Here is a 15836-nt window from a genome sequence, read left to right as displayed (position 1 = left end):
CTTTCACGTCGTCGTATTGATTGACAGAGGAATGAACAGTGTCGCAGTGCATTTACGTGCGACATCTTCTATCCCCTTATCTGAAAGCAACGTCTCAAGCTCGTCGGGGGTTATTACTCTAGGAAACTCTGGACGAATCCAATACCGATCTGTAAGCGATGGCATAAATTCTTTGAATGGAGTTACAACTACTGGCAAAATGGCTTCGTAGCCTCTTACGTCGTAATTAGTCCCACTACTGTGTAAAGACAACCACCTGGCTTTGTCATCTACCTGGTCGAGCGCCTTTTCAAATTTTTTGCGACGAAACTCAAGGGCTGCAAAATCTCCTCGTTCATAGCCAATCGATTTCGCATTTGCCTTGCATTCAACAATCACAAGGATTTTCCCACGCCCAAATGCGGCGTCGAATTCTCTCGACTCGCCGTCAACACTTTTGCATTCGCCATCAGGTAGAACGGAAGACGTACCTCCGACTAGAGCCTCAAGCATCTTTCCCTTGAGATCATGCTGCGGGAATGGAACTCCTAAGAATAAATAGTGCAGGCTTGCACTTAGCCATGCATAATCGACGATAAATTTTCCGTCTCCTGCAGGAAGAAAAAGGTATTTAGGTCCGCCAGTGATCAGCGAAATTCCAGAACGATTTTGTTCATCTAAAATTAGAAAAAGAAGCGCTTTTTCCAATTCCCCTTCAGACGGACTTTCGACGGCCAACTGATGTGCGCTCGCCTCTAACCCCTTCCGAATTACCAGACGTATATCTTCCAGCGTTGAGGGGCCCGAATAGGCCCGCTGAAACGCTTGAATAAGATATCTTCGATCGCCGGACCATACCTCTGCCATCCGGTAAAACAAAGACATGACGATTAGAAGCAAGACTTCAAAGCGAAACCCATGTTTTCCGAGAAAAGTTTTAGTAAATATTCTATGAGCTTTGCAAAATCCACCTAGATCAAATAGTTTCCACTCGAAGTTTAATTCGTAATCGGGGCTTACCTTCCACTTAAGGCCCTTAAACAAACTTGCATATGTTCCCATTTTTTTATGTTCAACATTGTATTGGGCTAAAAGGATGTACCCATTCCGTTCAAATTTTCCAAAACTAGATCGAAAAACTGCGGCGGCAGCAGACGCTATGAAAGGGCTTGGACGGTCATCATAATTAACCACTAGCTGATTCAATTCCTCAGATCGGCCGTCAAAAAAGCAGGCCTCAATTTCGTGGTCGACTATGAGCGGTGCACCTTTGCTAATAATCCTTAAGGTTGCCCCACACCGCCACAACTCATAAGCCAACTTTTCGCACTCATAGAATTGAATAAGTTGGTCGAGGCCGAAATTTGTCAGGAGCTGTTGACGAGGACCACCTATGAACTGCTCAATAACAGTTGGAATCCTAAATTCATCCGGAACACCACTGAGAACCTCCTCCGGTTTAAGCTCGGTAGACCAGCCTATGCCATTGCAGCCACTTAATAATCCATATTTTTGGAAAGCAGCTTCAAGTATTCCACGGACAAGCATCACTGTAGCTTGAGATTGGCTGTTCCCAATTGAATAAGGCGCCAACCTTCTATAGACGTGGATCCAATAAGAAATAGAGTGCTTGGTGATCTCAGCGGCAAGCCGTCCTTCTACGGATTTTGCATAGCTGAGTACAAGACCTTGAGCTTCGTGATCGAGGTATAGACCATGAGGTACTAAATGCCAGAACGATTTTCGAATGCCATGTACGGACCCAAGATTCGATGGCAATTGTCCGTGTAGCCATGTGAATGGCAGAGTATAGTAGTCCACGAGTGAAACAGCTGAAGGCTCATCCTCGGAATTTCCGCTCTTACGCGTTCCCAAAGTTGTTGACTGCCCCGGCGTAACGTTTTGCTCAGCCCACTGAAAACGCCTTAGCTTTCTCTGATTCGGCGTCGATATTTTTTTCACCTAGTCCTCGTTCGATAATGCTGTCAACTCTCATATTTTCTTTGGGCGGTGGCCCATACATCGTATCCCACCCATAAGGGTGAGCGGGTGGCCCACACATCGAATTCTACCCACTACGGGTGCCCATTCATGCGGCCTCATTGCATGAGTGGGCATTCGAGCGAAGCTCGAACCCGATAAAATCCAATCCATGCCTATAGGCCTCGAACGAAGACAAAACACAGGCCAACTCCACTTCATCACCTTCAGTTGTTACCGCTGTCTTCCCTACCTCGCACACCCAAACCCAAAGACATCCTCGAACAAGTCATTGAGAAGACACGACGCTGCCACAGCCTCATCATCTGCGGACGGGTGGCCCAGACACGATCTGGGCCCGTCTTTACGAATTACTTATGCCTTTCTCGATAACATAGATTCCATGATGTCGATGAGGTCAGCTATTTTCAAAATGGCCTAAAACAAAACATGGAATACCGGTGGCAAAGGTAGTTCCAACTTACTTTTGGAATGAATTGTCTGCAGAGTGCGATAGCGCCAGCGTGGCCCCTTTTTTCGAAGAGATGTAGGCCTCGCAGAAAAGCATCCAATGCACCGAATTGTAGGTGCATGCACACCGGAGATTCTGCCTCCTGACGAAAGTAGGAGTATGAGTTTCTCCGGAATAAACACCAAACCCCGGTGTTCTTCTTACAACAAGACCTGACGAGCGATCGACTGAAATCAGGGTCATGCTCTATGGAAAGATGTGTGTTCTTAAATTTATCCTCCCCCTGTTTTTGCAAGAAGAAAGGCTTATGAAATTTATTGCGTCAATCTCCCCAATGCTTATTGCTCTAACACTGATGGCACCTCAAGCCGCACATGCCGGAGTAGGGCATCTTGATCTTCTCGCGAACGCTGCAATCGGCAAATCGAAGGTAGTGAAGTTTTTTCTGATGAATGAATCAGGCGCTCCATTAGTGCTTAAAGATGGAGACGATATCATCAAGCTGAAACCGGGTAAGTCCGCCGATGTTAAAGAACCGATAGGCAGCCGTATAGTCGTCGTCGACGGTCCCATGCAGTCACATAAGCCGGGAGACGTGATTGTAGAAGTATCAGGGACGTTGAGTGGTGCGATTCTGCACATTGGGAAATAGTTTTATTTTCGGATCAATTCCGTAGGCCGCCATCCAACCATGGCCAACGGGTCCTATACAGAAAACCCATCATAACGATAGACGGATGACCCACATCTGAAATCGGGTGCCCCATCTTAGTCGGCGGGTAGCCCACACATCCAATCCAACCCATAACAGGTGCCCCATTCATGCGGCCTCATCGCATGAGTGGGGCATTCGAGCAACGCTCGAACCCGTTCCCCGCAGCCCGAAAAAATCCAGACCAGCCCATAGGCCTTCGGACGACCGACAATCAACTACTATCAAAGTCAAAAATGAGCTTCAGTCTTTACTCGAAGAAATGCGCGATCTTCTTCCCTGCGGTCTCTGAGTAATACACCGTAACGTGAGCTCCTTCTTCGCTCCCCGTTGCTATATCTTTTCCCGCCGTTTTTGCAGCATCATCGGTCACGGCGAACGTTGTTTGAGCGCCGTCCTCGGATTTCACCATGATGGTCTTACCCGTCCGGTCGATACTCTCTACCGCGCCCTTCGATTCCTTCAGGCCGTCATCGCCAATCTTGTCAATCGCCCCTGCCGTCTCTTCCGATCCCCGCTTGGTGTAGTGAACCACCACTTCGGAGCCCTTTTGCAATCCGTGCCAGGAATCCTTTAGATAAAAGAATGCGGCCTAATCATATGGGCCGCACAGTAGGGTGAGAGGAGAACATCAGAATGCAAGGCGCGTATTGATCTGAATAAAGCGCGGCTGCGTAACAGCGGTAGCCTGACCGAATGCGGCGTCGGACCAGGTCGTATCGAAGGCAGAGAAGCGGTGCCTGTTGAAGGCATTGAAGAAATTTGCCCCAAATGTCCATGTTAGCCGTTCGGTGAGCCTAGTGTCTTTGATGATCGCGAAGTCTTCGTTGAGGATGTTGAACGCACGGATGTCTGCGTACTGAGGACGTGCGTTGCCGAATGTATATGCAGCCGGTTGTGCGAACGCCGCCGGATTGATAATACGGCTCGACCCAGGCCTTGAACTGGTTCGCGGAGATGTGCATGTTGCGATCTACGCCGGAAACAACATTGGGACGGAGTACACGATTGAAGATCGCCAATCCGTTCGTTGTCTTGATCGGCAACGGGAAGCCGCTCTGATAGCGCTGGATTCCCGTGAACTTCCATCCACCCAACAGCGCATTTCCCACAGCACTATTGGTGAGGAACTTACGATTGCGGCCGAATGGTAGTTCATAAGAGTAAGTGATCACCAAGGCGTGACGCACATCAATCGGGCTGATCGCATACTCCGAATCTGGATCATAGGCATTCTGCAATACATTGTCCGTGGTGCTGTCCATCCAGCTTGGGCTGTTTATGCCCATATTTTTCGAATACGTATAGTTGGCGGAAAGACGCAGACCGAAGCTGAGGCGTTTGGTCGCAATCAACTGAAGCGCGTTGTAGTTCGAGTAAGCCGATTTCGCGGCCACACTGGTCAGTGTCAGGTACTGTGGATAAGGTCGGAGTGCCTGCGCCACCGTACCAGTGAAGCCTGGATACGGCAGCGCGATACCGGCGGCCTGCGCCGCAGGCGAAGTCGCGGAAACAGTCAACAGTGAACCCAACGAAAGATACTTCGGATCGAGTTGGTTGATGTTACGGAATTGCGGATCAAGCTGTTTGTGCGAGCTTGTGCCCACATATGCCGCTTCCAACACCCAGCTTGGCGACGGACTGTACTGCAGGCTGCCGCTCCACTGCTCGATATAAGGCATGTAACCAACGTTCGATTCGAAAACGTCGCCACTCTGTCCATTCAGAAGCGTCGGCGAAATCGAAGGTTGAAGACTCGGTGAGCCAGGAAAGCCCGTAGCAAACGTGAATGCTGGCGTGATGCCGCGGTTTGGCGAACTATAGCTTGCAGCTGGCGTAAAGCCGTAATTATCAAGCCCCGACACCGAGCTCCATCCCAAGTCGGCGTAATATAATCCCGCGCCAGCGCGGAACAGCAGCTTCGGCGTAACACTGTATGCCATGCGAAGGCGTGGGCTGAAGCCTACATACCGCGCAGAAGCGAATGTCGAGCGACCGCTGCGGCCAGTACCATTTCCAGCAAAGATGAGCGCGCCCCCACGATTATTCGCCGCTGGGTTCGGCGTGCTTAGATCGATGAGGGAGCTCTTGTTTTCCTGCTCGTTTGGAATGGTTTCCATCTCCCAACGTACACCAAGGTTGAGAGTAAGTCTTGACATGATCTTCCAGTCATCTTGAAAAAACACACCGCCATAGGAGTAGCGCATGGAAGTAACAGCTGGAGCCACGAGCGATCCACTATCCACCTGCCCAAGTAGGAAACTCGCAAACGCATCACCTGTGGTGGCAGAATTCGTTGGGTCGGCGGTCTCCAGGTTCGAAAGCGAGAGGGTGTTGGTACCTGGATTGGGGATGAGCAGGTTCAGGTGAACGCGTCGGAATTCACCACCGATCCGAAAATTATGCGACCCCTTGTTGATGTACAGTACATCGCTCACGAGGTACTGATGTTCCGCTGTCTTCTGTCCGTTATCAGTGGAAATCGCACCGTAGCCATTAGCAAATGAACTGCAAGACGGAGATTCAACCTATCTCTTTTACCAAGGCAATTCAGATCATGGCAAAAAATCTACTTTATCTCGGTGGTGCGCATCGTGTGGAAATGGGAAGCCGTCGGTTGATGCCAAATGGGCTAATGAACTGAACGCAGAATGAGCATTTCTCTGGGGGGATTGTGCAAACGGTAACAACATGGCGGAAACGAAGCTGCACGGTGAACGAGTGACAAATCGCCAATGCACTCATCGACTTGTCAGAATCGACGGTTTATGAGTCCCTCTATATCACTCCATAAGCCCTGTCACAAACCGACCGAGAAAGTAGTCGGATGCGTGGACAATCGAAAACACTGAGGTTGATCCCTAGCATAGTTATCGACGTCACTTTTCGAATGTAATTTTTGACTGAGCAGAGAGTGGCTCAATGAAGGATATGCCCTGTATATAACATTTAGTAATAACATGCGCGATTGGTCAACGTAAGCTGACCCTATTGGAACTTATCGCCGCGGCCTCCCACGATCACTAATCTAAATGACCGCGTTGTGACTCCTGTAAGCGAGATAGAAACCTGCTGGAACCAGAAAGATGGTGAGCAGAACTGACATGGTCAGACCACCAATCAATGCCTGTGCCAAAGGAGCGTAGGACTCGCTGCCTTCGCCGAGCTTCAATGCCATCGGCAGTAGACCGATCAGCGTGGCGAGCGATGTCATGAGAATTGGTCGGAGGCGAACACGGCACGACGTGACAATGGCATCGCGAACATCTCGCCCATGTTTCATCAGATGATGCGCAAACTCAACGATCAGGATGCTGTTGGAGAGCGCAATACCCGCGAGCATCACGACGCCCATAAGCGACATAACATTCAACGTCGTTCCCCACAGCAACAGAGCGAAGATGACTCCGGCGATACCCGGCGGAAGAGCCAGAAGGATGATGAAGGGATCGAGAAAGGAGCGGAACTGGGCAACAAGAATCAGGTAGAGCAGTACGACAGAGAGTGTGAGGCCGATGGCGAAGCTCTTGAAAGAAGCATTCATGGAGGTCACGCTCCCGGTCAGGGTCACGTCAATGGCGTGTGATGCGTTGGCGCCATCAACGATCTTCTGAATCTGCTTGGTGATAGTCCCAAGGTCTTCTGATCGCGGTCGAACGTAGATGTCGAGGTTGCGCCGGATCTGCGTGTGATCCATCTCCGTAGGCGCGTTGAACTGCTCGATGTTCGCGACCATATCCAGGCGCGTCGGCTGCGTGATGTTCAAGCCGTGCAGTGGGATTGCCTTCAGGTCCTCAAGCGATTTGATCTGGCCTTCCTTGTACATGACAGTTAGAAAGTAGTTGTTGCCGCTGTTCGGATCGATCCAGATGGATGGTGCGATCATCTGGTTTGAGGTCAATGCGGTGATGATGTTTGAGACAGTTTCCTTTTCAGTAAGACCAAGTTCGCTGGCTCGTGTTCGATCGATTGAAATCCGCAACGAAGGATAGTCAACGTCCTGCGGGATGAACACGTCAGCCGCGTCGCGCAGTTGGCGGATTTGTCGAGCGAGCTTTTGAGCGAGAGTGTAATCTGCAGTCACATCGTTGCCCGTGATACGGACGTCGATGGGAGCGGGCGCTCCCATGTTCAACACGCCATCAACGAGACTTCCCGAAGAGTAGAACGTCTGGACTTCAGGAATCTCCTTCGCGATGGCGGTCTTGACCTCATCGATATAGTGGAAGCTGCTCTCTTTGTGGCCATCTGTCAATGCCACCTGCGTAAAGCCGGTATGCATCGCTGCGTTCGGAGAGAAGAGTGCGGAGAAACCTGGATCGACGCCGATGTTTGTAACGACGATACCGAGGTCGTGCTTGTTGACAATTCTGTGTACGATCTCCTCGATGCGTTTGGCTTCATCTTCAGTCGCTTCGAGCTTAGTGCCGGATGGTGCCTTGAAGCTGATCACGAATTGCCCCGCATCCGTACGTGGGAAGAACGAGACCCCCATGAGCGGGAAAAAGCACAAAGAGATAGCTAGGAGTACGGCTCCCGCGCCCAGCATTTGCCACGGTCGTTCGAGAACCTTCGCGACGAGTCTGTCGTAGCGGTGCAACAACGCATCAAAGCTACGCGTGAACGCAGCGTTGAAACGTGCCCACAGGCCGTGATGGGTACTCTTTGGGTCTGCGGTAATGGCAACCTCATCTTCAGCCGACTCGTGCACTACCTCGCCGTGTGGGCTCTTGATGAAGCGAGCGCAAAAAAGAGGCACGACCGTAAGCGCGACGAAGTAAGACGCGAACAGAGAGATCACGACAGCCAGAGCGAGCGCCGAGAAGAGAAACTTGCTGACCCCGTAAAGCATACTGACCGGGAAGAAGACGACGACGGTAGTGAGGGTGCCCGCGAGCACGGGCATTGCAACTTCTCGACCGCCGTTTTCTGCCGCGACCACCGGCGACTCACCTTCTTCCATGTGCCGGAAGATGTTCTCCAGCACGACGACCGAGTTGTCGATCAGGCGAGACAGTGCGAGCGCCAGGCCGCCAAGGACCATGCTGTTCACAGAACTGCCCGTGAGCCTGAGGATGAAGAACGTTCCGAGCAGCGAAAGCGGTATAGAGAAAAAGACAGCGACCGTCGCGCGCATGCTGCCTAGAAAGATCAGGATCATCAAGCAGGTCAGGAAGAGACCAACCCCTCCTTCGTGGACCAGCGTTTCGATGGCGGTCTTCACAAACCGCGATTGGTCGAACTCGACATCGGTCCTGAGAGCCGCAGGCACGTCCACTAGTTTCTTCAGCGTGTCTTTTACTCCGTTGACGATCGCGATAGTGTTCGAATCACCGCCTTGCTTGAAGATAGGCAAATACACGCCGCGCTGACCATCAATTCGGACTATGTTGTACTGCAGGCCGAAGGAATCTTGAGGCGTTGCGACGTCGCCCACGCGAACCGGTGACTGTCCCACCATCTTGAGTGGAACCTGCGCGATGTCCGAGGCGCCTTTGAGCATGGAGTTCGTGTAGATGTTGTAGTCGTAGCGACCGATCTGCACATCGCCAGCCGGAAGAATCACGTTGGCATCGTTGACGGAACGTACCACGTCCATAGGGCTCAGCTGATTCGCTTCGAGCTTGTATGGGTCGGCGTAGAGCATGATCTGCCGCCAGCGCCCGCCGAAGGGCTGCGTTACCGAAGCACCTTGCACGCTAGCCAGTTGGTTGCGTACAAAGTTCTGGCCAACGTCCTTTAGTTTGCTCTCGTTGAGCCCTGATCCACTCAACGTGACCAGCGCGACCGGTGTGCTGGCGGCATCCTGTTTTAGCACGATAGGAGGATAGGTGCCCGGAGGCATGTCGCGGAGATCGCTGCTGGCGAGCGACGAGATGCTCGCCGCGTCTGCATCGGCGTCCGTTCCTGCACGGAAGTAAACCTTGATGAGCGACACACCCGGCAAGGACCGTGACTCCATGTGATCGATGCCTGCCGCGAGTGTGAACTGCCTCTCGAGATGGTAGGTGATGTTCGTCTCGATCTGCTGCGGCGGCATGCCGGAGTAGAACGTGGCTACGGCCACCACAGGAAGATTGACTGCTGGGAACATGTCGACCGGCATGTCCCCAACGCTCACCGTGCCGAGGATTATTACGACCAGGCACAGCACCACAATCAGGTACGGGTTGCGGATGGAGAATCCTGACATGCTACGCTCACGCGTCCTTTCCGGTTAGTTCTGGCTGCTTTCGTATGCCGCTGGACGCGCATCCACCCTCTCGCCATCGGATAATCCGGTATGGCGGCCCACGATGACGGTGTCCCGTTGCTGCAGACCAGACAGGATCTCGACGCGATTTGGTGTTTGCAGTCCAACCTTCACCGTGACCAGATGAACGATTCCATCGCGGACAACATATGCCTGCTGCACGCTGGTTCCCAGCCCATCGACGGCATCCAGCGGGACACTGAGCGCGGCAGGACGATCCGACAGATGGAGATGAACTTCCGCATACATTCCGGGGACGATCGTTCCATCAGGGTTCGGAACATCGACTTCAGTGTCCATCGTGCGTGTTGCCATTTGCACGGCATCGGCGTATCGCGCGATCTTGCCCTGCAGATGGCGTCCGGTGCTCGTTACATTGACATCCACCGTCTGGCCGTCACGGATGTCGGCAACGGCACTCACAGGCACCGGAAGACTGAGGCGCAACACTTTGTTCTGAACGAGGCGGATGACGGGCATCGCCTGTGTCTGCGAAGAGATGCCGGCCTGAATCATAGAGCCGGTGTTGGCGTAGCGCTTGGTTACAACTCCTACAAACGGCGCACGAATCGTTGCGTACCGAACCATCGCCTGAGCGCGAGAGTATTCAGACTCCGCTTGCACCTTACTCTGTTGCGCTGACTTTAGGCTCGACATAGCGCTGGCAAGCTGGGCAGCTGCATCAAGCTGCTTCGCCTGCGCCACGTCGATCTCTTGCCGGGGTACAAGCCCTTTATCGCGGGTGGCGACATCCTGGATGCGCTGAAACGACAGCCTGGCTATGTTCGCACCGGCTTGTGCTCGCTGGACCGTAGCTTGCGCCGTAGAAATGTTCGCCTCAGCAGCGGAAACTCCGGCCTTCGCTTTGGCAAGGTCATCTTGAATTTCAGGAACGTCCAATGTCGCGAGGACGGCGTTCTGCTCCACATGACTGCCGATATCGACGTTGATAGCTCGCACATAACCGGCGACCTTCGCCATCACGTCCACCTCCTGGAAGGGACGAAATTCCGCTGACAAAACGAGGTTGTTCTCGAGGTTTGCCGGTCCGGCGACAGCGACGGGCACGGTTGGAATGGGCGCCGCCGATGGCGGAGCTGACTTGCAGCCCTGCAACATGATTGCGCTTGTGAATAGGCCTGCAGCCAAAGCTCGTTTTGAGTGCTCCACCAATACCTGTCCTTTCAATTCAGAAGCCCTGCCGCGAAGTCGAGCTCAGCCCGTCGTGCAAGGTACGTGTAGTTCGCGTCGGCTGCGCTGATCTCTGCGGATGTCTCATTGAGCTGCGCCTCGTTTAGTTCCACAATGCTGCCGAGACCGGCCTGGTAACGGTCCTGCGCCAGCCGAAGTGCTTCTCTGCTTTGCGCAACTAGGCGCGCCGTCACGTCCAGACCGCGAAACGCCTCGTCCGCCCGGTACCACGCATTGCGCACCTGTTCGCTCACCTGCAGCTGTAGTTCCTGCGTGTCGCGCGTTCTTGCCTGAGCTTGCAGTTCGGCTTCGGCACGGCGGGCGGCGAACAGGTTTCCATTGAAGACAGGGATGTCCAGATTGAACCCGGCCGCAGCATAGTCATCGTGCAGAGTGTGGTCGTGATACGGAATCTTTCCTGCCGCTCCGAGGACATTCAAGGAGGGATAACTGAGCCGCTTTTCCGACAGTGCGAATTCCTTCGAAGCTTTTTCCTCGGATTTGGCCGCTCCGAGATCGGCCCTCTGCGAAAGAGCCTGACGCTGAAGGTCGTCTGGTGACGGTGGAAGTGCATCCCCGCTGGGAGACACCTCGGCGAGCGAAACACTCACGGGTTGTGACGCTCCCATGGACGTCGCGAGCCGCGCTCTCTCTTGCGCCACAGCGCTCTCGGCACGGACAACGGCGAGGTCAGCCTCACTTTCCAGGACTTTGGCAAAGTTTACATCGAGCGTGGAGCGCAACTCACTCTGTGCGAGAGCGCTCAACTGACGTGAGACGAGCTGGCGATTTCCTTGCGCAGCCTTCGCTGCGCGCAAAACGGCTTCGGCTCCCAGCACGCGAAAGTACGACTCTCGCACATTGAGGCAGACTTGTGCGCGGGTCAAAGTCGCAAGGTCGTTCTGTGCGGCAGCCGTATCGCGCGTGCTGTTTACCAGCGCACTCGTGCGGCCGAAGTCCGTGACAAGTTGCGCGAGGCTGGCACCAAACGCGAAGCGATCAGACAACGCGGAAGTGGTGATGTTACCGACTGCGGTGGCTGTGCCTATATCCGCGACCAAAGCTCCTGTCGCATTGAACTGTACCGTCGGAAACAGGCCGGAGCGTGCCTGACGGATTCGCTCCGCCGAGCCACGCGCCCGGAGTTGTGCCGCCAGCAACCGCGGTTGATTCGTCAGGGCGATGCTCTCAGCTTGCTCCAGGGTTAATGGGGATGCTTGTGGAACTACGGAGGGCTGCTGTCCTAAGCAGGGCAACAAGAACACTCCGAGCAGACAAAGGATAGCGAAAGCTCGCGGGATCATCCGTGCTTATCGCTCCAGTGACGCCGTCTGTTGTGGCAGAACTTCCAGCAGTGCGGTTGTGTGCTTCCAAATCTCGGGAGAGCCGTGCATGGAGACAAGAGTCAGCGTGGAAGGCTGGGCGGCCGTACCTCTCCCAGCAAGGCTGACATTGCCGAAGCCGTAGGCCCCGCAGGCTGACGCGGAGAAGATGGCCACCGAAACCTCTACGTCGCTGCCGTCGCAACCACCACCCGCGATCAGGTGTGCGTACACGCCATCGTGCTTGTTGTAGGCCACCACATCGCCATCCATATTGCGAACTTCAGACTGAGAAGGAATGAGCTGATCGCCACCGATCTGGGTGGTAGTGCCCAACGAGTCCATGTCACTGGCTTGCGGCTTCTGCGCGTCCCAGGTGGCGATGGGGCCGGCAATGGCTCGCACTGTCACATTGAGCGGAACTGCCCGGCCGTTTACCTGGATCGAGTCGAAGTGAACGCTGAGGGCAGAGGCCTTCTGACGCGCGTAGGGCGTCTTGTCGTAGGTGAAGCCGTTGGCGCTCACGACATGGCCAAGGACGCGCGCACCGGAGGGGATGCTGCTTTCGTCGGGAAGCTGTACGCGCTGAATCGTTCTGGCTTCGATTGTGTCGCCTACCTTCGCATGGCTCGCGTTAACCGTCCTGGTAAACTCCACCGGAAGAGTGGCAGGAGTAGCCAATGTAGGATTTTGGGCAAGGGCTACGGCTACGCTCGAAGTGAAGACAAGAGCGGCGAAAGGACGAAGCATGGAAACCTCCGGGCAAGAACGCTTGACCGGAGTAAATCAAGTCTTTGACTTACATAGCCTTACATCTTTCTGACATTAAATCCTGGTCTCTTGCCGCATGCGCCATCCCTGATAAATCATAGGATGAGGCCAGGTGAATGGATCAACGAGCTCGCATTCTCATCATTGAAGACGACAGGAAGCTTTCCGCTGCACTCGTCTCCGGGATCGAGAGCGCCGGTTATCAGGTCAAAGCAGCGTCGTCTGCCGAAGAGGGATTCTTCCTTTTCCACCGGTTGCAGCCGGATTTGATCCTGCTCGACCTTACGTTGCCTCAAAGGAACGGTCTCGACATTCTTCAACAACTCCGCGAAGAGGGTGTGGATGTCCGGGTACTCATCCTCACCTCGCATAACGCAGTCGAAGATCGTGTCGCCGGATTGAAAACGGGTGCCGATGATTACATGGGCAAGCCGTTTTCATTTCCTGAACTGATAGCCCGCATCGAAGCGCTTCTGCGCCGCGTGCTTCCGTCTACGCCAAGACGGCTAACCATTGGTGATTTAGAGCTGGACGCCACCGCGCGGAGCGCCTGGAGAGATGGCCAGAAGCTGGATCTTACTGCGCGAGAATTCGACCTGCTCTTTTACCTCTCCAAGAACAAGGGGCGTACTGTATCCCGTGAGATGTTGGCGAAAGACGTGTGGCAAGAGACCTCACGCTACACGCCAATTGACAATGTTATTGATGTCCAGATGGCTCGTCTCCGCAAGAAGGTGGACGACCCATTCCGGGTAAAGCTCCTTCAAACCATTCGTGGCATCGGCTTCTGCCTGCAGGGGCCATAGGATGACTGTCGATGCGCGTTGGAGCATTCGAACACGATTGACCGCATGGTACGTGAGCGTTCTGGCGATCCTGCTCCTCATCTTCGCTATCATCGTCTTCATCTTTCAATACGTGACTCTGACTCGTCAGATCGTCCACGACGAGATGCTGGACGCCGTCACCATTGAGGGTCTCTTGTACTTCGATGGCCATGGTCAACTTCAACTGCGGCAGGATTACTACACGCGTCCACGATCACACCTCCTCGTAGATCGTCTGATGGAGGTCCTTGACTTGAATGGGGCCGTTCTGTATCGCAGTAGTGCACTCGACGGCCAATCTCTGGGAGGGTCTCTCCTTCCTGGTGAAGGTGATGGTTCTTCAAACGAGCGCATTGTGTATCTGAGGGGTGGATCCCATGTCCTGACCATAAGCCATATCCATGGCATGAACGGGCGCGATGTTGTGATACGCATCGGTTATAGTCTTCGTCCCCTGCGGGAACGGATGTGGCAGTTCGTCTGGCTCCTCGGAATTGCGCTACTGACGACGATCCTGCTCGCCAGCATCACCGGACAATGGATTGCAGCCAAAGCCATGAGCCCGATTGCGCTCATGGCGGAACGCGCCGAGGGCATCACGGCGAAGAATCTCCATGATCGTCTCGTTGTCACAAATCAGCGAGATGAGATGGGAGCTCTGGCCACTGTATTCAACCATTTGCTCGAGCGTCTCGAACAGTCCTTCCAACAGCTTCAGCATTTTACTGCCGATGCCGCCCATGAACTGCGCACGCCTCTCGCCTCGCTTCGGACAGTGGGAGAAGTCGCTCTGTCCGAGCTGCGTTCCGTGGAGCAATATCGGGATGCAATCAGCAGCATCTTGGAAGAAACGCAGCGGCTCAACCATACGATCGACAGTCTACTTTTGCTGGCGCGGGCCGAAGCCGGCAATTCTTCATCTACCTCGGAGAACATTGCTCTTGCCCCGCTGGCAGTAGAGGTAGCAAACATGCTATCGGTGCTGGCCGAAGATAATGAGATTCTCCTTCTACAGGAGGAGCAAGGTAGTCCTACGGTATATGGCGATCGAAGCCTTCTCCGAGTCGCGCTAATCAATGTCGTGCATAACGCCATCAAGTTCTCACCACAAGGAGGAACTGTCCAGATCACTATAGCTATTGATCAGAGGGTCGCTTCGATCACCGTTGAAGACCAAGGACCAGGACTTCGGGAAGACGAATGTGAAGCTGTTTTCGAACGGTTTTACAAAGGCCGAATAGACTCTCCAAACAGTGGCAACGGTCTGGGGTTGGCGATCGTCAAACTGATCGTAGAGCGGTTTGGAGGATCGGTGAACTTCGATCGGACAGTCCGTAGCGGAGCCTCGGTAATCTTGCGGATGCCGATAGCAGCGCAGCACTGAGAACACTTTCTATGGACACTTGGGAACTACTCAGTATCGCTCTCGTAGCTGCCATGGCCGCATGTTCTCTGCGAGACAGCTTGCCGAAGGCGACCTGACCACGAGGGTCGAGAAGACTATTGTGGGGAAGGGCTCGCTCGCTCAATCGGATGAGTTTCAGGGACTGGTGCATGACTTCAATCACATGGCAGCGCGTCTGGAATCCCTAGTGGGAGCGCAGATTTGTAATCAAATCGTTCCAGATGCAGACTATGAAGCACAGCAAAGATCATGCACGATCGTCCTCTAAGAAGAAGGACAGTGCATGATTCCGGGAGATCGGGAGCTTCTTTACCTAGCTATCGAAAATGTGGTCCGTAACGGAATTCGATACACCGCCCTAGGAACGCATGTGACGGTTCGAGTCGCACAGAAGATGATCGAGGGCGTGGGGTTTGCGACAGTGTCGATAACTGATCAAGGACCTGGGATTCCGGAGGCAGAGCTACCGCATATTTCCGTCCTTTTTATCGTGTTGACCGGGCTCGCAGCTCCACAACCGGTGGTTATGGCGTCGGTCTGGCAATTACAGAACGCGCGGTGTTCTTGCATGGCGGAACTGTGCGAGCCATCAATCGAAAAGACCAAGGAACGCTTATAGACATTATGTTTTCCCCTCAGCTAGATTTTTCGGCGATCGGAAGATGCAGTACGTATGTCCCAGTCCAGAGCATAGTGTCGCGATCGAGGTCTCCTGCGCGAAAAAGCCCACTCATGACGGTTACTTGCAAGTGCAGACGATTGGGGCCACCGAGATGCCTATATGGTTTGAGATGATCGGGAGCCCTCTCTATTATGCGTAAGCGACTCTCTCACAACGATCAAGGAAGGCATCTCTGATGTGCTTGTGCTGTCAATACGAAGTGTCGTCAGCTTCCTAAATCCGGCTGAGTGAGAATGCATTCT

General features: G+C 53.7%; 11 protein-coding genes and 2 pseudogenes. 5 read left to right on the top strand and 8 right to left on the bottom strand.

Annotation, left to right across the window (positions count from 1 at the left end; all coding sequences use genetic code 11):
* Positions 1-3: 3 nt before the first annotated feature.
* Positions 4-1941: a hypothetical protein gene (locus AC5S26_RS06750; protein WP_494184082.1), complete on the bottom strand. Its 1938-nt coding sequence runs from the start codon at positions 1939-1941 to the stop codon at positions 4-6.
* Positions 1942-2672: 731 nt separating this feature from the next.
* Between AC5S26_RS06750 and AC5S26_RS06745 the strand changes: the two genes are divergently transcribed.
* Positions 2673-3083 carry a hypothetical protein gene (locus AC5S26_RS06745; RefSeq protein ID WP_494184081.1) on the top strand — a complete coding sequence of 137 codons (411 nt, stop codon included), beginning with the start codon at positions 2673-2675 and terminating at the stop codon, positions 3081-3083.
* A gap of 310 nt (positions 3084-3393) precedes the next feature.
* Here AC5S26_RS06745 and AC5S26_RS06740 read toward each other — a convergent pair whose 3' ends face one another.
* The 7 genes and pseudogenes from AC5S26_RS06740 to AC5S26_RS06710 all read right to left on the bottom strand — a co-directional run bounded on the left by AC5S26_RS06740 (position 3394) and on the right by AC5S26_RS06710 (position 12659).
* Positions 3394-3699, bottom strand: a complete 306-nt coding sequence (locus tag AC5S26_RS06740) for a hypothetical protein (protein ID WP_494184080.1) — start codon at positions 3697-3699, stop codon at positions 3394-3396.
* A 75-nt stretch (positions 3700-3774) separates the two neighbouring features.
* Positions 3775-4062: an outer membrane beta-barrel protein gene (locus tag AC5S26_RS06735; protein ID WP_494184613.1), complete on the bottom strand. Its 288-nt coding sequence runs from the start codon at positions 4060-4062 to the stop codon at positions 3775-3777.
* A 61-nt stretch (positions 4063-4123) separates the two neighbouring features.
* A pseudogene (locus AC5S26_RS06730) lies at positions 4124-5629 on the bottom strand (TonB-dependent receptor domain-containing protein); the annotation flags it as partial.
* Positions 5630-6171: 542 nt separating this feature from the next.
* Positions 6172-9336: an efflux RND transporter permease subunit gene (locus AC5S26_RS06725; protein ID WP_494184079.1), complete on the bottom strand. Its 3165-nt coding sequence runs from the start codon at positions 9334-9336 to the stop codon at positions 6172-6174.
* A gap of 24 nt (positions 9337-9360) precedes the next feature.
* Positions 9361-10515 carry an efflux RND transporter periplasmic adaptor subunit gene (locus AC5S26_RS06720; RefSeq protein ID WP_494184078.1) on the bottom strand — a complete coding sequence of 385 codons (1155 nt, stop codon included), beginning with the start codon at positions 10513-10515 and terminating at the stop codon, positions 9361-9363.
* A 65-nt stretch (positions 10516-10580) separates the two neighbouring features.
* Positions 10581-11852, bottom strand: coding sequence for a TolC family protein (locus AC5S26_RS06715; RefSeq protein WP_494184612.1), 1272 nt, complete (start codon positions 11850-11852; stop codon positions 10581-10583).
* Between the two features lie 45 nt (positions 11853-11897).
* Positions 11898-12659 (bottom strand): hypothetical protein, encoded by a 762-nt coding sequence (locus AC5S26_RS06710; RefSeq protein ID WP_494184077.1) that lies wholly within the window; start codon positions 12657-12659, stop codon positions 11898-11900.
* Between the two features lie 137 nt (positions 12660-12796).
* Here AC5S26_RS06710 and AC5S26_RS06705 point away from each other — a divergent pair, with 137 nt between their 5' ends.
* From AC5S26_RS06705 to AC5S26_RS06690, 4 genes and pseudogenes are all read left to right on the top strand, one after another.
* Positions 12797-13486, top strand: coding sequence for a response regulator transcription factor (locus AC5S26_RS06705; protein ID WP_494184076.1), 690 nt, complete (start codon positions 12797-12799; stop codon positions 13484-13486).
* A gap of 37 nt (positions 13487-13523) precedes the next feature.
* Positions 13524-14891 (top strand): ATP-binding protein, encoded by a 1368-nt coding sequence (locus tag AC5S26_RS06700; protein ID WP_494184075.1) that lies wholly within the window; start codon positions 13524-13526, stop codon positions 14889-14891.
* Positions 14892-14952: 61 nt separating this feature from the next.
* The gene (locus tag AC5S26_RS06695) at positions 14953-15180 is read left to right on the top strand and encodes a HAMP domain-containing protein (protein WP_494184074.1); all 228 of its coding nucleotides are present in this window, start codon (positions 14953-14955) and stop codon (positions 15178-15180) included.
* Positions 15181-15195: 15 nt separating this feature from the next.
* A pseudogene (locus AC5S26_RS06690) lies at positions 15196-15707 on the top strand (ATP-binding protein).
* The last annotated feature ends 129 nt before the right edge of the window (positions 15708-15836 follow it).

It is taken from the genome of Edaphobacter sp. FHG110511_03 (genome assembly GCF_059115365.1).
The sequence above is the reverse complement of the archived record's forward strand: the minus strand, read 5'-3'. Positions and strand labels throughout refer to the sequence as shown.